Origin of the sequence: Chryseobacterium sp. WG14, from assembly GCF_024586945.1 — a bacterium.
Lineage (GTDB): Bacteria > Bacteroidota > Bacteroidia > Flavobacteriales > Weeksellaceae > Chryseobacterium.
Genome location: NZ_JALCZD010000006.1, coordinates 154,764 through 181,662, shown reverse-complemented (window position 1 = coordinate 181,662; position 26,899 = coordinate 154,764). Strand labels below are relative to the sequence as shown.

General features: G+C 36.0%; 19 protein-coding genes and 1 tRNA gene. 10 read left to right on the top strand and 10 right to left on the bottom strand.

Annotated elements, in window-relative coordinates; translation table 11 throughout:
• Positions 1–27 precede the first annotated feature (27 nt).
• Positions 28–1,224 (top strand): oxygenase MpaB family protein, encoded by a 1,197-nt coding sequence (locus tag MP478_RS12500; protein ID WP_257200635.1) that lies wholly within the window; start codon positions 28–30, stop codon positions 1,222–1,224.
• A gap of 191 nt (positions 1,225–1,415) precedes the next feature.
• Entirely contained in the window at positions 1,416–2,417 is a 1,002-nt protein-coding gene (recA, locus tag MP478_RS12495) for a recombinase RecA (protein WP_047490101.1), read from the top strand.
• Positions 2,418–2,482: 65 nt separating this feature from the next.
• Here the strand turns inward: recA and MP478_RS12490 are convergent, their stop codons facing one another.
• The gene (locus tag MP478_RS12490) at positions 2,483–3,985 is read right to left on the bottom strand and encodes a hypothetical protein (RefSeq protein WP_257190947.1); all 1,503 of its coding nucleotides are present in this window, start codon (positions 3,983–3,985) and stop codon (positions 2,483–2,485) included.
• Positions 3,986–4,066: 81 nt separating this feature from the next.
• Between MP478_RS12490 and htpG the strand changes: the two genes are divergently transcribed.
• Both htpG and MP478_RS12480 read left to right on the top strand, forming a co-directional pair.
• A complete protein-coding gene (gene htpG, locus MP478_RS12485; RefSeq protein WP_230038093.1) occupies positions 4,067–5,959 on the top strand; it encodes a molecular chaperone HtpG in 1,893 nt (630 codons plus the stop codon).
• 593 nt (positions 5,960–6,552) lie between these two features.
• Positions 6,553–6,927 (top strand): helix-turn-helix domain-containing protein, encoded by a 375-nt coding sequence (locus MP478_RS12480; protein ID WP_230038095.1) that lies wholly within the window; start codon positions 6,553–6,555, stop codon positions 6,925–6,927.
• 199 nt (positions 6,928–7,126) lie between these two features.
• On the opposite strand, the gene MP478_RS12475 is transcribed toward MP478_RS12480, so the two are convergent.
• The gene (locus MP478_RS12475) at positions 7,127–7,423 is read right to left on the bottom strand and encodes an MGMT family protein (protein ID WP_230038306.1); all 297 of its coding nucleotides are present in this window, start codon (positions 7,421–7,423) and stop codon (positions 7,127–7,129) included.
• 113 nt (positions 7,424–7,536) lie between these two features.
• Here MP478_RS12475 and MP478_RS12470 point away from each other — a divergent pair, with 113 nt between their 5' ends.
• Complete coding sequence (locus MP478_RS12470; protein WP_230038097.1) at positions 7,537–7,683, top strand: hypothetical protein; 147 nt, start codon at positions 7,537–7,539, stop codon at positions 7,681–7,683.
• Between the two features lie 1,187 nt (positions 7,684–8,870).
• Here the strand turns inward: MP478_RS12470 and MP478_RS12465 are convergent.
• The 4 genes from MP478_RS12465 to MP478_RS12450 all read right to left on the bottom strand — a co-directional run bounded on the left by MP478_RS12465 (position 8,871) and on the right by MP478_RS12450 (position 12,453).
• Positions 8,871–9,845 (bottom strand): deoxyhypusine synthase family protein, encoded by a 975-nt coding sequence (locus MP478_RS12465; RefSeq protein WP_230038099.1) that lies wholly within the window; start codon positions 9,843–9,845, stop codon positions 8,871–8,873.
• A 378-nt stretch (positions 9,846–10,223) separates the two neighbouring features.
• Positions 10,224–10,604, bottom strand: coding sequence for a GreA/GreB family elongation factor (locus MP478_RS12460; protein ID WP_257189754.1), 381 nt, complete (start codon positions 10,602–10,604; stop codon positions 10,224–10,226).
• A gap of 399 nt (positions 10,605–11,003) precedes the next feature.
• Positions 11,004–11,396 (bottom strand): alternative ribosome rescue aminoacyl-tRNA hydrolase ArfB, encoded by a 393-nt coding sequence (gene arfB / locus MP478_RS12455; RefSeq protein WP_230038103.1) that lies wholly within the window; start codon positions 11,394–11,396, stop codon positions 11,004–11,006.
• 28 nt (positions 11,397–11,424) lie between these two features.
• Positions 11,425–12,453 carry an AMP-binding protein gene (locus MP478_RS12450; RefSeq protein ID WP_257200634.1) on the bottom strand — a complete coding sequence of 343 codons (1,029 nt, stop codon included), beginning with the start codon at positions 12,451–12,453 and terminating at the stop codon, positions 11,425–11,427.
• A 99-nt stretch (positions 12,454–12,552) separates the two neighbouring features.
• On the opposite strand from MP478_RS12450, the gene MP478_RS12445 reads away from it, so the two are divergent.
• A tRNA-Gln gene (locus MP478_RS12445) sits at positions 12,553–12,623 on the top strand.
• A gap of 34 nt (positions 12,624–12,657) precedes the next feature.
• Here MP478_RS12445 and MP478_RS12440 read toward each other — a convergent pair.
• From MP478_RS12440 to MP478_RS12425, 4 genes are all read right to left on the bottom strand, one after another.
• Positions 12,658–12,981 carry a hypothetical protein gene (locus MP478_RS12440; protein ID WP_257200633.1) on the bottom strand — a complete coding sequence of 108 codons (324 nt, stop codon included), beginning with the start codon at positions 12,979–12,981 and terminating at the stop codon, positions 12,658–12,660.
• 96 nt (positions 12,982–13,077) lie between these two features.
• Positions 13,078–13,710, bottom strand: coding sequence for an HdeD family acid-resistance protein (locus MP478_RS12435; RefSeq protein WP_257200632.1), 633 nt, complete (start codon positions 13,708–13,710; stop codon positions 13,078–13,080).
• A 340-nt stretch (positions 13,711–14,050) separates the two neighbouring features.
• Positions 14,051–15,469 carry an amino acid permease gene (locus tag MP478_RS12430; RefSeq protein ID WP_257200631.1) on the bottom strand — a complete coding sequence of 473 codons (1,419 nt, stop codon included), beginning with the start codon at positions 15,467–15,469 and terminating at the stop codon, positions 14,051–14,053.
• A 110-nt stretch (positions 15,470–15,579) separates the two neighbouring features.
• Positions 15,580–15,879 (bottom strand): helix-turn-helix domain-containing protein, encoded by a 300-nt coding sequence (locus MP478_RS12425; RefSeq protein WP_228406077.1) that lies wholly within the window; start codon positions 15,877–15,879, stop codon positions 15,580–15,582.
• 180 nt (positions 15,880–16,059) lie between these two features.
• Between MP478_RS12425 and ccoN the strand changes: the two genes are divergently transcribed.
• The 4 genes from ccoN (at position 16,060) to MP478_RS12405 (ending at position 26,898) form a co-directional block, all read left to right on the top strand.
• A complete protein-coding gene (gene ccoN / locus MP478_RS12420; protein WP_257200630.1) occupies positions 16,060–18,339 on the top strand; it encodes a cytochrome-c oxidase, cbb3-type subunit I in 2,280 nt (759 codons plus the stop codon).
• A 19-nt stretch (positions 18,340–18,358) separates the two neighbouring features.
• Positions 18,359–19,246 carry a cbb3-type cytochrome c oxidase N-terminal domain-containing protein gene (locus MP478_RS12415; protein ID WP_230038115.1) on the top strand — a complete coding sequence of 296 codons (888 nt, stop codon included), beginning with the start codon at positions 18,359–18,361 and terminating at the stop codon, positions 19,244–19,246.
• A gap of 294 nt (positions 19,247–19,540) precedes the next feature.
• A complete protein-coding gene (locus MP478_RS12410; RefSeq protein WP_257200629.1) occupies positions 19,541–24,571 on the top strand; it encodes a translocation/assembly module TamB in 5,031 nt (1,676 codons plus the stop codon).
• The gene (locus tag MP478_RS12405; RefSeq protein ID WP_257200628.1) at positions 24,571–26,898 is read left to right on the top strand and encodes a BamA/TamA family outer membrane protein; all 2,328 of its coding nucleotides are present in this window, start codon (positions 24,571–24,573) and stop codon (positions 26,896–26,898) included. Before MP478_RS12410 ends, MP478_RS12405 begins: the two co-directional genes overlap by 1 nt.
• The last annotated feature ends 1 nt before the right edge of the window (position 26,899 follow it).

Genomic DNA, 26,899 nt, shown 5'->3' with positions numbered 1-26,899 from the left:
GGTGTAAAACTTGTACTTTTATGTAACATGGAAAGAACAATGATACAACCACGGTTTAAAGACTCTCCTCACTTCAAAAACTTTTGGAAAGAAGGCAACGGAAAGCTGCTTATTGAATTTTCAGGAGCTGAAGTAAGCTTTGAAAACTTTGAGAAATATTCTCAATTCTTCTATCATGTAGACGAAATTGGTGATGAGGTTGTAAAAGAAGTTTATTTTACAAAAAAATACCAGGAAGCCTCCAGAGAAATTGAAGGCTATATCCGCAATGGAGTTTCTGAAACCGACAATGTTCCTGACAGCATAAAAAAATTATTCGCCCAAACCCAAAGAGTTCCTGAGTGGCTTGATTATAACCTGATCAAAAGTGGTGCTGAGCTTTGTATGAGAAGTAATCTCGATTCTCTGATCTCCCTACGGGATTACTGCCTGATTGGAGGATATGATTATGCTTATCTTAATAAACCGCTGGTTGTAACGGAAGCCTTGAAAAAAGGGGCTGTAAAGCGTCTTTCGGAAACACTGGACTTCTGGGTGAATGTTACCCGCTACAATGCACTGGAACCTCATGCAAAAGGTTATGAATTTGCAATAAAAACCCGTCTCATTCATTCCTATGCCAGGCTTTCCATAAAAAAACATTATAAAGACTGGGACACTGAAAACTGGGGAGAGCCCATCAATTCCTGGGATATGATGGCTACTTATATTGGGTTCAGCCTCGTTTTTCTTCACAGCCTTCAAAAACTGGGCAATACTTTTTCTGCGGAAGAAGAACAAGGTATTTTCCACCTATGGAAATATGTAGGATATCTACTGGGAATTCCGGAGCAGCTTCTTCCGGATAACAAAAAGCAGGCTACAGAATATTTCTTTCTATGGACTTCAGTTCAGCCACCTTCAGATAAAGATTCTGTTCTCCTTGCCCATTCTTTACTGAATGAATCATTAGAAAACCCTATTTTAAAATTTGAGTTCCAAAGAAAAAATTTAAGGTATCTCCACATCTGCTGTACCTGGTTTCTTTTGGGTGACGAAGTTTGTAAAAGACTACAAATTCCGGAAGTTTCCAATAAAAAATTATTTCCGAAATCCAAAATATTTTTTAATAAAATCTATGACAGGCTGGTAAGCCGGAAGGCAAGAATACAAAGAGGAAATAAGGATCAGATGAAGGTACTTGAAGATTATCTGAACATCACAAAAAACTCAAATTTTCATTAGAAAACATCTGTTCTGCAGATAAAAAATATATTTTAAAATTTCCCGGAAGCTATATTCTGCATCTGCTTAGTTATGAATGAGATCAGTAGTAAAAATTTATCATTTTTTAACTTTAAAAACAGGTTTTACCCATAAATAATATTAGTTTTTGATATTTAAATTATGTATTTTTGAGAAATATTTTAATAGCGATGAGTAACATTGAAGATAAGAAAAAAGCACTCGCATTAGTGCTTGACAAATTAGATAAAACATACGGAAAAGGAACTGTAATGACTCTGGGGGATGCTGCCGTAGACACTACCATAGAAGTTATTCCTTCAGGATCTTTAGGATTAGATATCGCATTAGGCGTAGGTGGATATCCAAGAGGAAGAATCATTGAAATATATGGGCCTGAATCTTCAGGTAAAACAACATTGACTCTTCATGCTATTGCTGAAGCTCAAAAAGCAGGTGGTATTGCGGCATTTATTGATGCTGAGCATGCTTTCGACAGAACATATGCTGCAAAATTAGGAATTGATTTAGAAAACCTTATTATTTCTCAACCGGATAACGGTGAGCAGGCTTTAGAAATTGCGGATAATCTTATCCGTTCAGGAGCTATTGATATTGTTGTTATTGACTCTGTAGCTGCGCTTACTCCAAAAGCTGAAATTGAAGGGGAAATGGGGGATTCTAAAATGGGTCTTCATGCAAGATTAATGTCTCAGGCATTAAGAAAACTTACGGCTACTATTTCAAGAACAAAATGTACGGTAATTTTCATTAACCAGTTGAGAGAAAAAATCGGTGTTATGTTCGGAAACCCTGAAACAACTACCGGTGGTAATGCTCTTAAATTCTATGCTTCTGTAAGACTGGATATCAGAAAAGCAAGCGCTCCAATTAAGCAGGGTGACGAAGCTATCGGAAGCCGTGTGAAAGTGAAGATTGTGAAAAACAAAGTAGCTCCACCTTTCAAACAGGCTGAATTTGACATTATGTATGGAGAAGGAGTTTCTAAAGTAGGAGAAATCCTTGATACTGCAGTAGACATGGGAATTGTAAAGAAAAGTGGTTCTTGGTTCAGCTACGAAGAGACCAAATTAGGTCAGGGACGTGATGCTGTAAAAGATGTTTTAAAAGATAATCCTGATCTTGCTGAGGAATTGGAAAATAAAATCAAGGAAGAATTGAAAAACAAATAATTTATTTCAATTAAAATAAAAAACGGTCTGAATTTTCAGACCGCTTTTCTTTTGTATGCTTATTATTATTCTGCAATCCTACCCTGCAGCTGTAGGGCTCCGGCAACCTGCATTCCTTTTGTCAGCCTTTCAAATCTCATATTTCCTTTACTAACAAAAGCATCAATGGTAAAGAAGTCTTCCATTTCAGAATTTGTAATCAATTTTAATTTCAGGATATAGCCTTTAGCGCTTCCATCTGCCAGTACTTCCGTTTCTCTGAAGTCAATAATTTTACCTATAAAATCAAAACATCCATAATTAGGCAGGTCCTGACTTGGCTTATACGCTGTAAAATCCTCTCCGGTTATCGTTCCGTCCGGTAACTCAAAGTTCTCATGAAGATCCAGTACAAAAATAATCCCACTGATATTAACATTTAAATTTGTCTGTGTTAAATATCTGTTCCTATTCTTCACATAATCCGTTGCGAAAAACCAAAGTCCAAAGGTATCTCTTGCCGAACCTCCAATCACCGCTTCATTGTTGTTCACATTTTCCCATTCGTTAATTTCCTTTGTCTCAAAATTCAGGGAAAAATCAGTTTTTACTTCCGGATACATGGTATTAAAATCATCGGAAAGCACCGGCTTGAATTTTACATCTTTAAATTCTGTGTACTTCAGTTTATCCTGGTCATAAGCAGGATCTTCCATTCTAAATAAAGACATGGTATGAATCAAATACTGAGAAAATTCTTCCTGATTCTGAAAATTTTCAAATCCGAAAACACCACCCCACGTGCTTGCAAGCGTATGCACATTTGATTTCTTAATAATGATCCCGGCTTCATTAACCCATTCCGGTATTTTAATTTCTTCTATATTGGTGAAGTACTCTTTACCTTCTACCAACTGGTGATTCATGATTTCATTATTTTCTTCCTGAGAAAATTCCGAAAAGCCTTTATAAGTAATACTTTGGTTTTCAAAAACATAAGACAACGCAGTTTTAGCCTTATCAAAACCTTTACAATGATAGGAAAGCGTGATAGATTTGAACTCTCCCTCCTTTGTTGCCACTTCGTGGTTGTCATTATCGTCAAACTTAGAATGGTATAAAATCATATATGACCTGATCTTACCCTCTTTAAGTTCGGACTCAAACTTTTCTTCCATTCTTCCAATAGCATCTTCCATTGAAAACATATAGGTAGCATCTTTCACCATATAAGCAAAGCCTTCCACTTCACCATTTTCCTTTTGAAATGCAGAAATAGGAGCATAATCACCCTTTAGCTGAAGCGCAATGGAATAGACAATATAATCATTGTAAACCTTTATTTTTTCATATTCATTATTGATCTTCTTTTCTTCAACCGGCTGTGAAGGTTGTTCAGGTAATGTATCTACCATTACTTCCACTTCTTCAGCTTCTGCCATTACATTTTTATCTGATGTTTCATTGTGCTGAACCGGAGCATAAACTTCCTCCTGTCTGTTTTCTTTTTTCTTAAAAAAATTAAAGATTCCCATATTGTTATTATAATTGGCGGTAAATATAATAAAAGGGATGAATAGACCTCTCATAAAAAAAATGTCATTCTGTCACATTCTTCGCTGTGGTATTTTTTTTGAGAAGTATGTTGAACAATTAAAATCTAAAATATTATGACTAAAGGAAATATTAATGTATCTGTTGAAAATATTTTTCCTCTTATTAAAAAGTTTCTTTACAGCGACCACGAAATATTTTTAAGAGAGTTAATCTCTAATGCTACTGATGCTACATTGAAATTAAAGCATTTGACAAGTATCGGAGAGGCTAAGGTTGAATATGGAAACCCAAAACTTGAGGTTAAAATTGACAAGGAACAAAAAACGTTACGCATCATCGATCAGGGTATTGGCATGACGGGTGAAGAGGTTGAAAAATACATCAACCAGGTTGCATTTTCCGGAGCTGAAGAGTTTTTGGAAAAGTATAAAGATTCTGCAAAAGATTCCGGAATTATCGGACATTTTGGGCTTGGATTCTACTCTGCATTTATGGTAGCTGAGAAAGTGGAAATCCTTACCAAATCATATAAAGATGAACCCGCTGTAAGATGGATCTGCGATGGAAGCCCGGAATTCACCCTTGAGGAAACCACAGATAAAACAGACAGAGGTACAGAAATCATCCTTCACATTGCAGAAGATTCTGTAGAGTTTTTAGAAGAAGGAAAAATCCGTGAGCTATTATCAAAATACAATAAATTCATGCCTGTTCCTATTAAATTCGGAACAAAAACACATACCCTGCCTTTACCGGAAGACGCCCCTGAAGATGCAGTTGCGGAAACAGAAGAAGTAGATAATATCATCAACAACCCTACACCGGCATGGACTATCGCTCCAAGCGAGCTAACCAACGAGGATTATATGAAGTTCTATCACGAACTGTATCCAATGCAGTTTGATGAACCTCTGTTCAATATTCACCTTAATGTTGATTACCCTTTCAATCTTACCGGAGTTTTATTCTTCCCAAAACTGAGCAACAATCTGAATATCGACAAGGATAAGATCCAGCTCTACCAGAATCAGGTATTTGTAACAGATGAAGTAAAAGGTATCGTTCCGGATTTCCTGATGCTTCTTAGAGGGGTTATCGACTCACCAGATATTCCGTTAAATGTATCCCGTTCTTATCTTCAGGCAGACGGTGCTGTAAAGAAAATTTCTTCTTACATTACCAAAAAAGTAGCCGATAAAATGGTTTCTCTGATCAATGAAAACCGTGAAGATTATGAGAAAAAATGGAACGATATTAAAATCGTTATCGAGTACGGAATTATCACTGAAGAGAAGTTTTCTGAAAAAGCAGATAAATTTACGTTGTATCCTACCACAGACGGAAAATACTTTTTATGGGATGAATTAGTTGAGAAAATCAAGCCGTCACAAACAGATAAGGACAACAAATTAGTTGTTCTGTATGCTACCAATGCTGATGAACAGCACAGCTACATCCAATCTGCAAAAGATAAAGGATATGAGGTACTTTTATTAGACTCTCCTATCATTCCTCACGTTATCCAGAAACTGGAAACTTCCAAAGAAAACATCTCATTCGCAAGAGTAGATGCTGATCACATCAATAACCTGATCAAAAAAGATGAGCCGGTTATTTCAAAATTAAATGAAACTGAAAAGGAATCTTTGAAAAAGAATGTAGAAGAAGCAATACAGGATGCTAAATTTACGGTTCAGCTTGAAGATCTTGACAGCAGTGATGCTCCGTTCACCATCACTCAGCCAGAGTTTATGAGAAGAATGAAAGAAATGCAGGCTACTGGCGGAGGCGGAATGTTCGGAATGGGAGGATTCCCCGAAATGTACAATCTTGTTGTCAATTCCAACAGTGAACTTTCCAATCAGATTTTAAAGACAGAAAGTAGTGAAGAAAAGCAAAATTTGATCAAATATGCTCTGGACCTTGCCAAGCTTTCACAGAACCTACTGAAAGGAAAAGACCTGACAGATTTCATACAGAGAAGCTATAAGCAACTTGAAAAATAATAATACGCAAGAGACTGTTTCATTTTGAAGCAGTCTTTTTTTTGTATGAAAAGTTTGGAAAAACGCAAAGGCGCAAGTTTTTTGATATAACTCATGCTTTAAGGCGCAAAGATTTTATCTCCGATAAAATTGTTTACGGTATATTTTATTATCTCACGCTGATTTTGCAGATTACGTAGATTTTAATCAGCATTTGCTGAATCTGCGAGAAAATTTAATCCTATTCTGTTCCTTGCTGAAAATCTTTGATTTTCTTGCGTCTTAAAATTTCCACAATACATGAAGAATTCTTTTCGTCTTACAAAAAATAAAAACAATCCAAAAATCATCAACAGTAATCTAAATGAATATATTATTGTATTAAACCTTATAGGTTTAAATCTCATCTCTTACCAAATAATCTTTGATCACTCGGAAGTTATTGCAAAATAAAAGGCTAATACGAAGAAAATTTTCAACAATTAAATCAAATAGCACCTGTATTTTTAAGTTTAGTTTCATTTATCTTTAATCTTATTCTTTAAAACATATTTTTTTTTACTTTTTATTGTATAGCTTATGCTTTTTTGCCATTTTTGTATAAAATGTCGGTCATGCAAAAAGAAAAATTACGCATCATAAGAAAGCAAAAAGGCTATACCCAGCAACAGGTAGCTGATTTTATCGCAACGGATGTATCCAACTACAGCAGAAAAGAAAGTGGTGATGTAAAGATCATTAAAGATGAATGGGACAAAATTGCCCGTTTTTTAGAAGTTCCTGTAGAAGAAATATATGAGGAAGAGGAATCTAAAATTATTGTGAATAATGATCATCCGGTATTTAATGACAAATCTGCAAATGCCATCGTGACTCAGAATAATTATGATAATATCCCAGGAACTATTGTTGAGAACCTACAATCTTATATCACCTTATTAAAAGAAGAGAATAAAAGGCTGAAAGATAACTTGAAAAGTCTGAAATAACAACTGTTTAGAACAGGCGTATTTATTCTATAATTCAATAAGTTACACTCAATGTTACAAAAAAATTCATCCATTGGCAATGCCGGTGGATGAATTTTTTAATATAGGTTGTAGACTAAAATCTTTATACCAAAGCAAAATCATTTGCTATAGCTGTAAAAGAAGCTATCGGAAGCTAATTATTGGAAATATAAATGTATTAAAGCTCTTCCATCGGATTCCAAAACAGTTTTTTGAAATTTTTTATCCTAAGATTTTCTATCGTAAGACCTTCCGCTTCCAGCTTTGGTTGAAATTCAGGAACAGAGAGCACTCCTGAACTTGAAATCACACGGTGAGCAGGAACATCTTCAGGACATCCTCCCATAGCTTTCCCTACATGACGGGAATGATTCGGGTAGCCCACAGCTTTGGCTATAGCTCCGTATGTAGAAACCCTGCCCTTGGGAATAAGTTTCGCCACTTCGTAGACCTGTTGTTTGAAAATTTCATCCATACCTTTCTGTAGTTGATTAAGTAATTGAAAACCATACAATCCGGATTTCAAAAGATTTGCATTATTTTTGAACTCATATGGATTCAATGATGTTTCATTTAAAAGATAAAGATATGAAAAAATCATTTTTCCGGCTGCTGAATGCAGTCAATAAAAAGGTACTTCCATCTCTGAGTAAGAAAGATCCTAACCAGTTAACAAAAATTGAAAAAGGAATCTTGGCGTATCGCTATTTTGTACTCGTAAATTCAATGGATTGATGTTTTTATAAAATTTTTATAGAACTACAGATGACACAGATCTTAGGATAGAATGTGTTGGTAAACGCTAAGACGCAAGGGATTTGAATACTCCATGTTATTGTAAGGCGCAAAGATTTTATCTACGATAAAATTGCACAGTACATAGTTTATTTTATCTCGTTGATATTGCAGCTTACGCAGATTTTGAAATTTAATCTTATATCCTTTCATTTTCCCTGCTGAAAATCTTTGATTTTCTTGCGTCTTAAAACAGTATGCTATTTACCATTCTTTGCGCCTTTGCGTTTTCAAACAAAGCCAACATCAGAAAAGAAAGCCACTTTAAAGCAAATCGATCAAAATTAAAAATTAAAAAAGAATCTTGGCATATCCTTATTTTGTACCCGTAAATTCAATGGTTTTATAAATTTTAAGAACTACAGATGACACAGATCTTAGGATAGAATGTGTTGGTAAACGCTAAGGTGCAAAAGACTTGAATACTTCATGTTGTAAGGCGCAAAGATTTTATCTGCGATAAAATTGCACAGTGCATAGTTTATTTTATCTCGTTGATATTGCAGCTTACGCAGATTTTGAAATTTAATCTCATATCCTTTCATTTTCCCTGCTGAAAATCTTTGATTTTCTTGCGTCTTAAAACAGTATGCTATTTACCATTCTTTGCGCCTTTGCGTTTTCAAACAAAGCCAACATCAGAAAAGAAAGCCACTTTAAAGCAAATCGATCAAAATTAAAAATTAAAAAAGAATCTTGGCATATCCTTATTTTGTACCCGTAAATTCAATGGTTTTATAAATTTTAAGAACTACAGATGACACAGATCTTAGGATAGAATGTGTTGGTAAACGCTAAGGTGCAAAAGACTTGAATACTTCATGTTGTAAGGCGCAAAGATTTTATCTGCGATAAAATTGCACAGTGCATAGTTTATTTTATCTCGTTGATATTGCAGCTTACGCAGATTTTGAAATTTAATCTCATATCCTTTCATTTTCCCTGCTGAAAATCTTTGATTTTTCTTGCGTCTTAAAACAGTATGCTATTTACCATTCTTTGCGCCTTTGCGTTTTCCAACAAACAAACAAACAAACAAACAAACAAACAAACAACACCAGAAATAAAAAAGCGCTCCAAATCAATTGAAGCGCCTATTATAGTCATCTCTTCTGAGAAATTTATTCTTAAGAATTTTCTAAGATGTAAGAGAACATCAATGGTGCACAGATCGTTGCATCACTTTCAACGATAAACTTCGGTGTAGTGATATCCAGTTTACCCCAAGTGATTTTCTCATTTGGAACCGCTCCTGAATATGAACCATACGATGTTGTAGAGTCAGAGATCTGGCAGAAATAAGACCAGAAAGGAATGTCATGCATTTCCATATCCTGATATAACATAGGTACTACACAGATTGGGAAATCCCCAGCAATACCTCCTCCTATCTGGAAGAATCCAACTCCCTTACCTCCTGAGTTTTTAGTATACCAGTCAGCAAGGTAAGTCATATACTCAATTCCTGACTTCATTGTAGTAGCTGTAAGCTCTCCTTTGATGCAGTAAGAAGCAAAAATATTACCCATTGTAGAATCTTCCCATCCCGGAACTACGATTGGCAGGTTTGCTTCTGCAGCAGCAATCATCCAGGAATTTTCTCTAGGAATCTCATAATACTGCTCCAATACTCCTGAAAGGATCATTTTGTACATAAATTCGTGCGGGAAATATCTTTCTCCTTTCGCTTCTGCATCTTTCCAGATTTCAACGATATGTTTCTGTAATCTTCTGAATGCCTCTTCTTCAGGGATACAAGTATCTGTAACTCTGTTTAATCCTCTCTCCAACAGATCCCATTCCTGTTGTGGAGTAAGGTCTCTATAGTCAGGAACTCTTTCGTAGTGGGAGTGAGCCACAAGGTTCATAAGATCCTCTTCAAGGTTTGCTCCTGTACAAGAGATGAAGTCCACTTTTCCCTGACGGATCATTTCTGCAAGGATTTTACCTAATTCAGCAGTAGACATTGCTCCTGCTAAAGTAATCATCATCTTTCCACCATCTTTAAGATGCGCCACATATCCTTTAGAGGCATCTACCAACGCTGCCGCATTGAAATGCAGAAAATATTTTTCTATAAACTCAGAAATTGGTTTGTTCATTTTTTTAATTTTTGCAAAGATAAAACTTAAAAATGGAATGCAGCCAACGCACTTGAAGAAAGTATAATGGAGGTCTTCTTTTTTATCATTTGTTAAATGCTAAAGCTGTTTTGTTGGGAAACGCAAAGGCGCAAAGAACTTTTCATGTAGTGTGAAAGTTTTTAGGCGCAAGAAAATCTAAGATTTTCAGCAAGGTTATGTATATGGATTCAACAATTTCAATTTTATCGGAAATAAAATCTTTGCGCCTTAAAGCACACATAATATAAAAAACTTACGCCTTTGCGTTTTCCAAAACAGTTGAGCTAATGAAATTAAAAAAGTGGGGTTCAAAGTGAACCCCGCTTTCATTGTAATTTAATAGTTTTCAACAAAGATTTATCCTTCCCAAGGAGCTACTTTCAGGATTTCAATTTTACGTTCTCCATCTTTGAAAGGCCATTCTATAACATCTCCTACTTTATAGCCTACAACGGCAAGGGCAATATCAGAAAGTATGGAATGTTTATTCTTTTTAAGTTTTGCCTGAGTAGAAGGCACAAAAATATATTCGTGCTCCAAATCCAGGGTGTGATCTTTTAAAGTCACTTTTCTGTTAACAGTTACGATATCAGAAGGTAAATCTCTTCTTAAAACCTGTTTAGCTTTTCTAAGTTCCTGAGAAAGTCTGTTTTCTTCCTGAATGCTTACTTTCTTTCTTCTGAGTGTATCTTTTATGGCATCATAAATCCCTGTGGTTACAATAATATGATCGGACATTTTTTCAATTTTAAGATTAAATTGCGGTCATTCTCCTATGATCCAATGTAGAATATAAGCATAGATATACTGTATTCTATGGATAGAAAACTGCAAAAATAATAGATAAAAAGTTTGGAAAGTCTCCCTGTCTTGGATCCTGACAGGGCTTAATTGATAAAGTCCTTAGAACTTTTAAGAAAAGAATCTCTATGTAGATAAAGTAATGACAGCAGCAATCCTGACGCTCGGCGTATTGCAGATAAAAAGATTGTTGCTGTCATTATATTGTATTTTAATCCTAACAAATATAGGACTTAAAATCGAAATCCAGTGGCAAATCATCGTCAAATTAATATTTTTCCACCATTATCATATCTTTCAACATACTGAAAGCAATCGTTATTTCTGAGTAAACAACTACAATTTAAACCGTCTGTTTTCTTTCTTATCAGAAAGCTTTTTCTTACTATCCAGTCTTTTCTGTTTCTGAGCTTTTGAGGGTTTCGTAGCAGTTCTTTTTTTGGGAACAATGAGAGCTTTGTTCACCAGTTCAATTATTTTCTCTATCGCTTTATTTTTATTCATCAGCTGGGTTCTGCTTTCAGAAACAGTTAAAAATAAAACTCCATCAGCATTGATTCTGTTTTTCAGTTTATCCAATATTAATGCTTTCTGATCTTCATGAAAAAAAACAGATGCACTCACTTCCCAAAGTACGGTAACAGCAGTCTCTACTTTGTTCACGTTTTGTCCTCCTGCTCCACTACTCCGGGAGGTCTTGAAACTGAGTTCTTTTGAAAAGTCTTTCATTGTATTTACTTTTTAGAACAAGAAAAAATCAAGCCCTTTCATTTATCTTTTTGTACAGTTCTATTCTATTTATTTTTCCATTTGGCGTTCTTGGCACTTCATCTATAAAAATAATCTCTTTGGGTTTGTGGAAATTTTTATCAAATGATATTTCTGAAATCCTCATGATCAGGTCCTCAGATTTATTTCCTTCTATAACCAGTATCAATTTTTGGCCCAAACTCTCGTCTTTTAGTCCTAAAAATACAACTTCATTCGGGATCATTTTTTTCACCAGGGCTTCAAGAGTTTCCGGAAAAATTTTTGCACCGCCGGAATTGATTACATTATCAATCCGTCCCAAAAATCTAAACTGTTTTTCACCTTTAATTTCAACTAAATCATTGGTTATTAATACATCATCATTTACAGCAGGGGCAAAAATTTTTAAACATGCTCTTTCATCCAAAGAAATACTTACATTTTCAAAAGCAGTAAAATAGTCTGCCGGCTCGGGCACCAGCTGCCTTAATGCAATATGAGAAAGTGTTTCAGACATTCCATAGGTTTCAAAAATACGATTTGAAATATTCAGATTCATTTTAAGAATTTTATTTTTTAAACTCTCGGAAACTGCGGCACCACCAATAATGAGATTTTTGATCAAATGAAGCTTATCCAATGAATTTTCTACCTGAAGAGGAGTCATTGCACAAAAATCTATTTCCTCCTCTAAGTTTTCAACAGGTCGTAAGGATGGTTCTGATACTATCAGCCTTAATTTTCTTTCCATAGCACGCACTACCATCATTTTCCCGGAGATATATTCTACCGGCAGACATAAAAGTGCCTTGTCCCCTTTTTGTAATCCCAAAAAGTTACAGGTCATTACCGCAGAATTAATCATTTTATTTTTCTCAATTTCAAAAATCTTAGGTGTTCCGGTAGAACCTGAAGTCTGCACTTTTACCGTGTTGGCATTAAAAGACCATTCTTCTAAAAAGGATTCAACTTTTTTTTCAAATTCCGTATTGAACGATAAATTATTAATATTGAGATTATTGAAGTCTATCACCATATTCTAGTATTCATAAAAGCACAGTAAATTTAGAAAAATTTTTAAAAAGTTCTTGTAAGTAAAGAAAAAAGCTGTAAATTTGCACCACCAAAATAAAACAGACCTATAGTGTAACGGTAGCACTCCGGTTTTTGGTACCGTCAGTCGGGGTTCGAATCCCTGTGGGTCTACAAACCATCCTTATCTAAGGATGGTTTTTGTTCTTTATAAAACCTTATTTTGTAATAATATGCACTTATTTCCTAAGAATCTTAAGACTGACGCCAGCTTACACAAATCATAATCTATTATCTCCCTCTCTCCTTTAACAACTTTTTGTAAAAATTCCCAATCTTCTTTCAGACTTCCCATTGTCAAGCCCTTAGGTTCTTCATACGAGTTATACAATTCTCCTTCAAGAATATTCCAGTATAAATCCTCTCTTAAAGTTATTGCACCCGCATTATCAAGCTTATTTAGCTCTCCAAGTAAACCATGTATGAGATTTTTAATCTCACTTATTTTCAATTCCGAATATATATTTTCCATCTTTAAGTTTTTGACCAAAGGTAAATATCCTATGGATAATTGTAGAAAACAGGTACAAAAAAAAGACCTCAGCAAGAGGTCTAATATTATAATCAATTATTTTTTCAGCGCATCAATTTCATCCTGAATAGATTTAATCCGGTCTCTCAGCTCCTGGCTTACTTTTCCGGGAATTTTTTTAACTTTCCGTAAATCCAGTGCCAGCATAATAGAGGCAATTCCCATAAAGATAAAGGAAACTCCGGTTAGGGTAACCAAAGAAATTCCGGTAAATATAGGATTGAATATAAGCAGTAAAGAAAATATAATTCCTCCGGCACTGGCAAGAGCTACATTTCCCCAGCTCATTATTTTCATACTTTTCAGATCAAAAGCAAAGCCCAGTAGCTGAAAAGAACGAAACAGTAAGGTAAATCCTACAACAAACGGAAGTACGGCCATTGAAATCTGGGGATTTGCAATAAGGTAAAGACCTATTGCTGTGGTTAATAATCCACTTACAAGAAACCAACCCCACCCCTGTAAGGATTTGTTGTTTTGAAGGGAAAAGAATATTTCCGTAATTCCCGAAAATAAGAATGAAACACTAAAGAAAATAGAAAGTGTAACATAAGTGGCAAGCGGCACACTGAATACATAAAAACCACAGATCAGAAAAAGAATCCCAAAAATCAATGGGATATACCAATGTTTTACAGTGTTTGTAAGGGTTTGAAATAAATTGGCCATAGGTGTCTTTTTAGTGTTGCCTACTTTATGAACGGTGTTCGGCATCTCCGTGACAGCATTTTCAGACAGGCTGTAATTTTCACCTAAATTTGAAATACTGTCTTTACTAAGGTACAAAAAATGACACACATAGTGAATAAAATCGCAGATGAATTAATTTTTCCGGTCAGCTATTTAACCTTATACCCATAAGAAAACATATCTGATGCTATAATAATTCAATCCAGTCTGCTGTCAAATGCTTTATACTAATATGATACAATTACCTATATAGAGGAAAACAAAAAAAGATGAAAATAAATTTATTTTCATCTTTTAAAACATATGATTGTTTTATATTTTATTTCGGTTTATACAGTTTATACATTACAAATAAAAAGCCCAGCCAAACCGGAATTAAAATCACCTGAATTTCCATTCCTGTAATACTCATCAATATTAAAATTAAAACCAAAAAGGCAATACAGATATAATTGGATACAGGATAGAATATGGACGGAAACTTGGATTGAATTCCTGATTTATTGATAGATCTTTTAAATTTCAAATGGGTATAGCATATCATCAGCCAGTTGATAATTAATGTAGATACTACCAAAGCCATTAGGTACTCAAAAGCTTTTTCAGGAACCAGTTTATTAATGATGATACAGATTCCGGCAAAACATGAGGAGATTAGGATAGCATTTGTAGGGACAGAGTTTTTATTCAGTTTTTTCAAAAACTTCGGGGCATTCCCCTGCTGGGCAAGTCCAAAAAGCATCCGGCTGTTACTGTAAACACTGCTGTTGTAAACTGATAAAGCAGCTGTCAAAACAATTAAATTAAGAACATTCGCAATCAATGTATTGAACTGAATTACTTTACCAAAAAGACTGAATTCAAGGCCATTTAAGTTTTGAAAAACCATTACAAACGGGCTTGACCCTTCTGTAATTTCTCTCCATGGGCTTAATGAAAATAAAATCACTAATGCTCCTACATAGAAAATAAGGATTCTATAAATCACCTGATTAGTAGCCTGAGGAATTGTTTTTTCAGGATTTTTAGCTTCTGCTGCTGTAATACCGATCAGTTCCAATCCTCCAAATGAGAACATAATCATGGCCATGGCAGCAAACAAACCTGAAAATCCGGTTTCCGTTTTATTAAACAGCCCTTTTGGAAAGAAACCACCGTCATTCCATAGGTTTGTAACAGTAGCCTTCTCTCCTCCCGTTCCACTAATAAGCAGATATACTCCGAAAACAATCATAGCAATAATGGCTACCACTTTGATGATAGAGAACCAAAATTCAGTTTCTCCATATACTTTTACAGAAGCAAGGTTGAGTGCTGTGATCACTACAAAAAAGAATAAACTGGAAACCCAGAGTGGTATTTCCGGCCACCAAAAATGGATATAGTGTCCAATAGCCGTTAATTCGGCCATACTTACAAGAATATAGAGAATCCAGTAATTCCACCCGGAAGCAAAACCCGGAAAATTCCCCCAATATCTATAGGCAAAGTGGCTAAAACTTCCCGATACCGGCTCCTGAACTACCATTTCACCAAGCTGGCGCATAATAAAAAAAGCAATAATACCGGCTAAGGCATACCCTAAAATAACCGAGGGCCCGGCTAATACAGCTGCGGGTCCAATTCCTAGAAATAATCCGGTTCCTATGGCACCTCCAAGGGCAATTAATTGTATATGTCGGTTTGTTAATCCTCTAACTAAAGTTTCGTTTTGTCCTGTTTTATTTTCGTTGCTCATAGAATGAATTATTCAGGCGCTAAATATATAAAAACTTTTCACAGAAATTCTCGTTCCATAGGGCAAATTGACAATTCCGGCTCACGAAAAACAAAAAAGCTATTTTATTTTTAAAGATATTCTTTTGGAATTGAAATATTGTTCTTCTTCATATATTCCAAAAGGTTCTGGTATTTATCCTCATATCCATCGTCAGTTCCACATTTGTGTGAGATACTGCAGATATCAGAAGGTTTAATATCTAAAATATCTGAAATTTTAGTCAGGATATCCAGATTGATCTTCACCTTGGAATTTTCAATATCGGAGTATGCCTTCTGGGAAATACCCATTTCGAAGGCCATATATTCCTGAGTAAGATCTCTGCTCCTACGAATTTTCCTGATATTTTGGCCACACACTTTCATCATTTCTGTTTTAGTAGTTTTTGGTATAGTTTAGAAGATTACCTATTAGACTCTAACAAAGTTAATAAATACCTTTGGCAAAACATAATACACATTACATGATATTTATTTTCATCATAGAAAAAGACAGAAAATAAGTCTGTTTCAGAGAAAATATCACTTCGGTAAACACTATTGGAATTTATGGAGACGCAAAAATTTAATTATGACAATAATATTGTCAGGGCATTCCTCTATGCTACTATCGTATTCGGGCTCATCGGATTTCTGCTGGGACTTACTGCAGCATTAATGCTTTTCTACCCGGAATTACCTGAATTTTTATTCGGTACAGATGATACCACTATTAAAAGTTTAGCATCGGGAAATATTCAGGGACTGATCAACACTCAGGGCGCTTTGGGCTTTGGAAGAATCAGAATGCTTCACACGAGTGCCGTCATTTTTGCTTTCGTATGTAATTCCTTTTTCTGTGGTGCTTATTACAGTATGCAAAGACTCCTGAAAACAAGAATGTACAGTGATACATTATCATGGATACATTTCTGGTCATGGCAGTTTATGATCATTACCGTAGTGGTTACTTTCTTAATGGGAATCAATACTTCTAAAGAATATGCTGAACATGAGTGGCCTATTGATATATTAATTACCTTCTCATGGGTGATCTTCGGGATCAATATGTTTGGAACTATCACCAAAAGAAGAGTAAGACATTTATATGTGGCGATATGGTTCTATGTGGCAACCTGGATTGCTGTGGCCATGCTTCACATCTTCAATAACCTTGAGGTTCCTTTATCTTTCACAAGCTGGAAATCTTATTCTGTATATGCAGGTGTAAAAGATGCATTAGTACAATGGTGGTATGGTCACAATGCGGTAGCATTCGTATTGACCACTCCTGTATTAGGTCTGATGTATTACTTTATGCCAAAAGCGGCACAACGTCCGGTATTCTCATACAAACTGTCTATTATTCACTTCTGGTCGTTGATCTTTGTATACCTTTGGGCCGGGCCTCACCACCTGCAATATACAGCATTACCGGCATGGGCGCAGGCAGTAGGAACAGGATTCTCTATTATGCTTATTGCTCCGTCCTGGGGAGGAATGTTAAATGGTCTTCTTACTTTAAGAGGAGCCTGGGATAAAGTAAGAGAAAATCCTATCCTTAAATTCTTCGTAGTAGCAATTACCTGTTATGGTATGGCTACTTTTGAAGGACCTTTATTAGCAACAAAATCTTTAAATAAAATCGGTCACTATACCGACTGGGTTATCGGTCACGTACACTTAGGAGCTCTTGGATGGAATGGTTTCATGGCATTCGGGGTGATCTATTATCTGGTTCCTATTATGTGGAGAACGTCACTTTGGTCTAAAAAATTAGCCAACTGGCATTTCTGGCTGGGAACATTAGGAATTATTTTCTATGCAGTACCGATGTATATTTCTGGATTCACACAAGGATTAATGTGGAAACAATTCAATCCGGACGGAACATTATTGTGGAAAAACTGGCTGGATACTGTTACAGCAATCATTCCTTACTTTAAAATGAGATTTTTAGGAGGTATCCTTTATCTGTCCGGAGCTATTTTAATGGTAATCAATGTGATCAGAACGGTTAAAGCCGGTTCATTCCAAAAAGAAGTTCCTGCTGAAGCACCAGTTTTAGCCAATATCGGTACAGGAAGAAAAGAAGGTGAAGGGGTGCATTTGTGGTTGGAAAGAACTCCTGCACTTCTATCTATTCTTGCATTTATTACAATTGCCATTGGAGGGCTTGTGGAAATTGTTCCTACGCTATCCCTTAAGCAAAGTGTTCCTACTATTACTGCGGTAAAGCCATATACACCACTGGAACTGGAAGGAAGGGATTTATATGTCCGTGAGGGATGTAACTCTTGTCACTCCCAAATGATCAGGCCTTTCCGTGATGAGGTATTACGATTCGAAGGTAAAAACGGACAGTATTCCAAAGCAGGGGAATTTATCTACGACAGACCGTTCTTATGGGGATCCAAGAGAACAGGGCCTGATCTTCACAGAGAAGGTGGCAGAAACCCGGATTCATGGCACTTTAAACATATGTACAACCCAAGAATTACTTCTGCAGGATCCATCATGCCCCGTTTTCCTTGGTTAATTACCAATAAACTGGACCGTTCCCAAATGGTTGATAAAATAAAATTAATGAAAAATTCTTTTGATGTACCCTACACAAAAGCTCAGATTGATTCTGCCAGCCAATGGGCAGACAACCAGTCAAAAGATATTGTAAAAAGAATTTATGCAGAAGCTACGGATGTAAAAGACCAGATGGCACGAGAAAAAATAGCAAAAGGATCTGCTTATGTACCACTTGAGCAAAGAGAAATTGTGGCAATGATCGCTTATCTTCAGAGATTAGGTACAGATATCAAAACGACACAGATTCAAACAGCAAGTGCAGACTAATCATTAAAATTGTATTGCAATGAAAACGAGAACCCCACTTTCAATATATATCGCAACAACGTTAGGTTTAACGATCATGGCTTTTGAAATGTTCGCCAGCGATTCCGGATATTTTTCTTCTCCATTTTTCTGGGCGCTGATACTGATTGCCATCATTCTTCTGATGATCATGAATTCTATAGGAGATATGATTGAAAATGAAAGTTTCAGCAGACTATCGGATGAAGAGAAAAAAAAGTATCTGGCGGAAAAGAGTGTTCCCTATTATGAAAAGTTATGGAACTCTGCTTTCAAAAAACAATCTGTAACTGAAGAAAAAGATATTCTTATTGACCATGGTTTTGATGGCATTACAGAGCTTGATAATTCACTTCCGAAATGGTGGATCGGCTTATTCTGGTTCGGATGTATCTTCTGTGTTGTGTATTTAACAGCTTTTAGCTTTACAGATTATGCCCATCCGGAAGCGGAATATACCAAAGAAACAAAAACAATGCTGGCTTCCATTGCAGAATTTGAAAAAACGGCACCTCAAATTAATCTGGAAACTGCAAAATACAGCGCAGACAATATTGCAGAGGGACAGGAACTTTTCAAATCCAATTGTGTGACCTGTCACGGAGATGGTGGAAAAGGAGGTATTGGCCCCAACCTTACCGACACCCACTGGATCAACATCAAAGAAAAAAGTTTATTTAAAAATGTTTTCTGGATGCTTGAAAACGGTTCTCCGAACAATCCTACCATGAGACCATTCATAAAAGACGGAACCATTACAGGAAAAGATGCTGAAAAAATTGCTGCCTATGTTTATCATATTAACCAGGAAACCTCTCCTATTACAGTTGCGCAGGGCGGTGCTGCAGCACAGGGAGAAGAGGTGAAATGGGAAAACGGAAACAATTAAAAACTAATTATCTCAATATACAAATAATGCCAAGCCCCCTTTAGAACTACATTTGAATTTTCATTTTTGCTAACTAACCTTTTCAATATTTCAACATCAAAAAATGATATAAAGGGGGCTTTTTAAAGAATAAAATCCACACCTTGGCTCGTCTTACTCAACTATTCACTTGACAACTACAGACTAAAAATTCCATAATAAGACAGCCAAGGCAGGATTTTTGCATTTGCAAGGGTACCACAGCAAAGTGAAAATAATTTAGTATTATTATCTTTGTCAGAAACCACATCGCATTTGAAACTAAAAATCAACATTACAAAACTCTTAAGGCGTATTGCAATAACCTTTATTTCGATATTGGTTCTCCTTACCCTGTTGATCCTAAGCTTAAGGCTTCCAGCCGTTCAGAACTTTATTAAAGACAAACTTATCGTCTATCTTGAGAAAAAAATCAAGACCCAGGTAAGCCTTGAAAAAGTTTATATCGGATTTCCAAACAGTCTTGTTATGGAAAATCTTTATCTCAAAGGACAGGATGTGGATACTCTTTTGTCTGTAAAAAAGCTGGATGTAGGCTTACATATGCTAAAGCTCATCAATTCTACCGCAGATATTACCTCTGTAGATATGCAGGGAGCCCGTGCTCATGTTGTAAGAAAACCCGACGGTAAATTTAATTTTGATTACATTATTGATGCTTTTGCTACCAGTGATAAAGAAGAAAGCCCTTCCAAACCTTTCATTATTTCTCTTGATAAAATTAATTTAAAAGACGTAGGAGTCACTTTTAACGACCAGCAGTCGAGAAATGATATTAGCCTTTATTTTACATCTTTCGATACCAGGGTTAAAAAGTTTGATCTTACTAAAAATACCTATGCTGTTAATGATATTAACCTTGATGGATTAAAATTAAAACTAAAGCAGGGCCTAGTAGAAGAGGTTTCCAAAAAAGTTGAGAAAAAAGTAGATTCACTCAATGAAAAAAAGCCTATGAATATTGGGCTAAGAGGAATTAAGCTCACCAATTTCGACATTGACTACGGAGATGAAAATACTAAGACTTTCGCTAAAGTTCTGTTTAAAGAGCTCAGCACGAAAGTCAACAAAATTGATCTTGAGAATAACAACTACAGCGTTGCCAATGTATTTTTATCCGGAGCAGATATTAATGCTAACCTTTATCTTCCGGCTCAGAATGCCAATCCAAAAAAGGAAAAAGAAGCTGAAGTTTCCAAGGCATCAGATCAGGATAAGGCCATGAAACTGCTGTTAGGAAAACTTGTTCTTAATGATGTAAAAGCTACCTACAACAATACAGCAATTGCTCCTACCAAACAGGGAATGGATTTCAATCATCTGAACTTTTCAAAAATGAATATGGAGGTGAGAAGCTTCAAAATGGAGAATAATACGTTTGCGGGAACAGTAAATTCTGCAGAAGTTCAGGAAGCCAGAGGTTTGAATATTCAGAAATTCAATACAGATTTCGTGTATGGGGAAAAAGAGGCTTATCTTAAGAGTCTTTACCTTCAAACTCCCAAAACCCTTTTGCGGGATGAGGTGATCCTGAATTATAATTCTATTGACCAGCTCACTTCAAATCTGGGTGCTGTTAAAGTTTCAGCTACTATTAAAGATTCAAAAATCGGGTTTTCTGATATTTTGAATCTTGTTCCCACTTTAAAAAATACTGTTCCATTCAACAAATATCCGAATGCTGTTTTAAATCTGAATGCCAATGTAAAAGGAAGTGTCAATGATCTTTTAATCCAGGACCTTAAAGTGTCAGGATTGGATCAGTTGAGAGTAGTGGCTTCAGGAAAGATCAAAAATGCAATGAATCCCGATCAGTTATATTATGATGTAAGAATCGGAGAATTTTCTTCCAGTGCCAAAACAATTTTCAATCTTGTCCCTAAAAATACAATTCCTTCCAATATTTCTCTTCCTTCTCATTTCAGCATTAAAGGAAACGCAAAAGGCACTACAAAAGTAGTCAGCACAGATCTCAATCTTTATTCTACGCTTGGAAATGCAGCAATCATAGCAAATGTTGATATGCGCAGAAAAAATCATGAATTGTATGATATAAAAGCCAATCTTCAGGGAGTACAGGTGGGGAAAATCATTCAGAATAAAGATATCGGTCCTGTCACAGCCCAGATTGCAGCAAAAGGAGAAAGCTTTGATTTTAAAAATGCCAATGCAGACTTAAAAGGGCACGTAGCTTCGGCGGTCTATAAAGGTTACCGATACCAGAATATGAATCTGACCGGAAAAATTAACAAAGGGGTTTATCATATTATTTTAGATTCCAAAGATCCGAATGCCAGTTTACAACTGACCGCGTCTGGTGTTTATAATGAAAAAAATCCTACGGTAAAAGTAAATGGAGAGATCATCAAACTCGATGTTAACAAGCTTGGTTTTTATGATAAACAGATGATTATTGCCGGAAAAATTGATGGAGACTTTAGCAGTTTAGATCCTAATAACCTAAATGGCTATTTAAACCTTAAAGATTTTGCTTTTTCCGATACCAAAGAAGTTTATCCTGTGCAGGAAGTCAATTTAAAAGCATCTTCTACCAACGATTCAACACAGATTATATTCAATTCTCAAATTGCAGATGTTGAGCTAAAAGGAAAATACAAGCTCACTCAGATCTTCGGAGCTTTAACGCAGACCATCAATCAGTATTACCAGTTTCAGAAGCCGGATAAAACACAGAAAATTGATCCGGGGCAGCATTTTAACTTTCTGGCAAAGATTAAAAATGATGACCTTATCAGAAAATTTGTTCCTGACCTGAAGAGTTTTGAAACCATTAATCTGACAGGAAATTATGATGCAGATTCCCAGAAGATTGAGATTGACGGGCAAATTCCCCAGTTGCTATATGGTGAAAATTCCATTGAAAATGCAGCACTGAAAGTCACGAATGAAAATCAGGCGTTACAGTATAACCTTAATGTAGCCGCTCTGAAAAGTTCCAGCTTAACTTTAAAGAAAATCAATATTGGTGGAGATGTAGCCGATAATACAATTAATTACAATGTTACTACTAAAGATGATAAAGATGCCACTCAGTTCCTCATTGCAGGAAATGCAAAATCACTGAATGACATTACAGAAATATCATTGAATCCCAATGGGCTAAAACTCAACTATGCAGATTGGAATGTTGCCGAAAACAATAAAATTCAGATCAGTAATAAAGGGATTTTAGCAGACAACTTCATCCTGTCTAATGGAGGAAGTGAAATATCTCTTCAATCGGAGAATGACAGTCCAAATAGTCCTTTGAATATTTCGTTGAAAGATTTTAAAATTGAAACCATTACAGAACTTATTAAAAAAGATACGGTTCTGGCAAGAGGTACCATTAATGGTACGGCTCAGCTGAGAGATGTGATGAAAAAGATGACCTTCACTTCGGATTTAAATATTTCAAATCTGATTGTGTATGGAAGTCCTGTCGGAAATCTTGCTGTAAAGGTGAATAATTCTTCACCGAATCTTTTAAATGCTGATATCGTTCTTTCCGGAAATAATAATGATGTGAAAATTCTTGGAGATTATAATACTTCTTCAAGCACCTTTGATCTGAATATGGCTATCAATCAGCTTCAGATGAAAAGTATCCAAGGCTTTTCCATGAATGCAATTACCAATACGGAGGGTTATCTCTCGGGGAATTTAAAAATCACAGGCAGTTCGGAAAAACCCAATATCTTAGGAAAAGTAAAATTCAATGATGCCGGCCTTGAAATTGCAAAAACAGGAAGTGATTTCAGAAAGCTCAATGATGAGATAGACTTTACCAGCCGTGGTATTGAATTTAATAAATTTAAGATCAATGACAAAGACGGAAACGCTCTTGTTGTAGATGGGCAAGTACTTACTCAGACTTATAGGGATTTCGCCTTTAATCTTAATGTAAATGCTAAAGATTTTAAAGTGGTGAACTCTGAAAAATCAAATGATGCCATGATGTATGGAGTTCTTGCTATTGATGCCGGACTTCGTATCCGTGGAAACCTTGATTTGCCAAAGGTAGACGGAAGACTAAGCGTGGCAGACAATACTGATTTCACTTTTGTACTTCCTCAGTCTACTCCATCCCTGCAGGAAAGAGACGGCATTGTAGAGTTTATTGATCAGGATCAGGTGGTCCTCAATAAAACGGTAAAAGCAGACTCTCTTAATGCACAAAGCCGTATCAAAGGAATGGATGTAAGTGTTAATATTGAAGTAAGCAAAGAAGCAAAAATTTCACTTGTCATAGACAAGGCCAACGGAGATTTTGTACAACTTCAGGGAGAGGCTGAACTTACCGGAGGGATAGATCCGTCAGGGAAAACTACACTCGTAGGGGTATATGAAGTAGAAAAAGGAAGCTATGACCTTTCTGTGAGTTTCCTGAAACGTAAGTTTGATATTCAGAAAGGAAGTACCATTACCTGGACCGGAGAGCCTACGACAGCCATCATGGATATTACCGCAGTTTATAAAACTGAAGCCGCTCCTATTGACCTTGTAGAACAGCAGATAGGTACTGATGGAGGAGCATCCTTTATGAATCAGTTTAAGCAGAGGATACCATTCAATGCTTTACTGAAAATGAAAGGTGAGCTCCTGAAGCCACAGCTTAGCTTTGATGTTACCACAGAAGAAAAAAATAACGCTGTAGCAACTAATGTAAAAGATATTGTTGATCAGAAACTGGCCCAGCTCAGAACCCAGGAATCTGAATTGAATAAGCAGGTATTTGCTTTACTTCTCCTGAACCGTTTTATTGGAGAAAATCCTTTTGAAAGCGGTGCCGGAATGTCTGCAGAAACCATGGCAAGACAGAGTGTGAGTAAAATTCTCTCCCAGCAACTGAATAATCTTGCTGCCGGGCTGATAAAAGGGGTTGATCTCAATTTCGGGCTTGATTCCTCAGATGATTATTCAACAGGACAGAAAAATACCCGAACAGACCTTAATGTAGATATCAGCAAAAAACTGTTGAATGACAGACTGAAAGTAACGGTAGGAAGTAATTTCGGACTGGAGGGTGATGCCCGTCAAAATGAAAACATGACGAATATTGCCGGCAATGTCTCTGTGGACTACAGCCTGTCTAAAGACGGCAGATACATGCTGCGCGCTTACCGTAAAGATGAATATCAGGTGGCTCTTCAGGGGCAGATCATAGAAACCGGAGTAGGATTTATCATTACATTGGATTATGATAAATTCCGGGAAATATTTCAAAAGTCAAAGGAGAAGAAACCTAAAAAGAATCAAAATAACCAAGTGGTAGAATTTAAATAATGAGTAATAAGTTCCATACATATTGTAAATATCTGTTTGTTTCCGGGATTTCATCGGTAGCTATTTCCTGCAGCAATACCAAATATTTAAGAGAGGGTCAGATGCTCTATACCGGTGCAGAGGTAAAAATCTTAAATGACACTATTTCGAAAAAAGAGAAAAAAGACCTTCAGTCAGCACTGGAAGCCAACCTTACTCCCAAACCGAACTCTACATTCCTGGGACTTCGTCCAAAGTTATATTTCTATAATATAGCTAAGGAACCCAAAAAAGACAAAGGTTTTAATTACTGGCTTAAATATAAAGTAGGTGAAAAGCCTGTATTATTAGGTGATGTAGACCGTGAATTCAATAAAGACATTATTGAAAACTATTCTGAAAACAAAGGATATTTCAATGCACGGGCAACTTATGATACGGTTTCAAAGAACAAAAAAGCTCAGGTTATTTATACGGTAAGACCTGGTGCCAGATATATGATTGAGGGCGTAAAATTCCAGAAAGACTCTACCCTCGTTAATCAGGAAATTCAAAGTTTAACCAATAAAACGCTTCTTAAAAACGGAAAACCCTTTGATCTGGATGTCATCAAGACTGAAAGGGAAAGAATTGATAATGGCTTAAAAGAAAGAGGATTTTATTACTTCCACCCCGATAATATTATTGTACAGGCAGACAGTACTGTGAATAAAAATCATAAGGTTGAACTCAACGTAAAACTTAAAGATAATACCCCGGATCTGGCTACTCAACAGTTTAGTATTGATAAGGTGATTGTGTTTCCCAATTATAACATCCAGGATGTAAAAGATGGGAAATACAGTATCCCAATGGATAAAGACTCCCTCACTAAGTATGCTTTCGATGATATGTATGTTATTGATCCGCAACATAAATTCAAACCAAAAATTTTCGACAGAGCTTTATATTTTAAAAAAGGAGATCTTTATAACCGTTCCAACCATAACCTTACGCTAAACCGGTTAATAAGTCTGGGAGTTTTCAAGTTTGTAAAGAATGAATTCGTTGTCGCTGACTCATTATCTCATAAATTTGATGCTTATTATTTACTGACTCCAAGGCAAATCCAGTCACTTCGTCTGGAAGCACTGGGCAGAACAAACTCCGCAAACTATGCCGGTAGTGAGCTGAATCTGAACTGGACACACCGGAATTTCTTCCGTGGGGCTGAGCAATTTAAAGCCGCTATTTACGGAGCTTTTGATTTCCAGATGGGTGGTCCTAAAGATGCCAACAATATTTTCCGTGGAGGAACTAATGTGCAGCTTTCCATTCCAAGAATTGTAGCACCTTTCCGTTTTCATTCTTCCAGCGAATTTGTTCCGAGAACCAATATCACATTAGGATACGAATTTCAGAACAGAACAAAATATTATACACTTAATAACTTTACGGGATCATTTGGGTACATCTGGAAAGAAAATGCCAGAAAAGAGCATGAACTGAAGGTAATTGACATTACCCTGGTTTCTCCAGCTAAAGTTACAGAAGAATACATAATGAAATCTGAAGGTAAACCTGCCATGCAGCGAATTATAGAAAGACAGCTTATTTTCGGACCTACCTATTCTTATACTTATACGAATACAATGCTTCCCAGAACAAATACATTCTACTATAAAGGAACGCTTGACCTGGCAGGAAATATTACAGGACTGGTTACTGGAGCCAATGTAAAGAAAGATAAGCAAAAAGAAATTTTCGGAATTCCTTTCAGTCAATATGTTAAGATTGAAAATGATTTGAGGTTCTATCATAAGTTTACAGAGAAATCCTCACTGGCAACAAGAATAATTGCCGGAATAGCTTATCCGTATGGAAATTCAGAATTTATTCCTTTTTCCAAGCAGTTTTTCTCGGGAGGGAGTAACAGTATCAGGGCTTTCCGTGCAAGAACATTAGGACCCGGGAGTTTTGATCCCAGAACCTTAGAGGAAGGTGCCTATTTTGATCAGTCCGGAGATATAAAGCTGGAATTTAATGCCGAATACCGTGCTAATCTATTTAAATTTCTGAATGCTGCAGTTTTTGTGGATGCCGGAAACATATGGCTGATCAATAGTGATAAGGATAGACCCGGCGCCAAGTTCTCAAAAGATTTTTTAAATGAAATTGCTGTGGGAGCAGGAGTTGGTCTGAGACTTGATTTTTCTATCCTAATCTTACGATTAGATTTAGCTATGCCATTGCGGGTACCTTATTATGAAAAAGGAGACAGATGGGCTTTCGATAAAATTAATTTCGGAGATTCCAGCTGGAGAAAAGATAATCTTATTTTAAATATTGCCATCGGATATCCATTTTAAT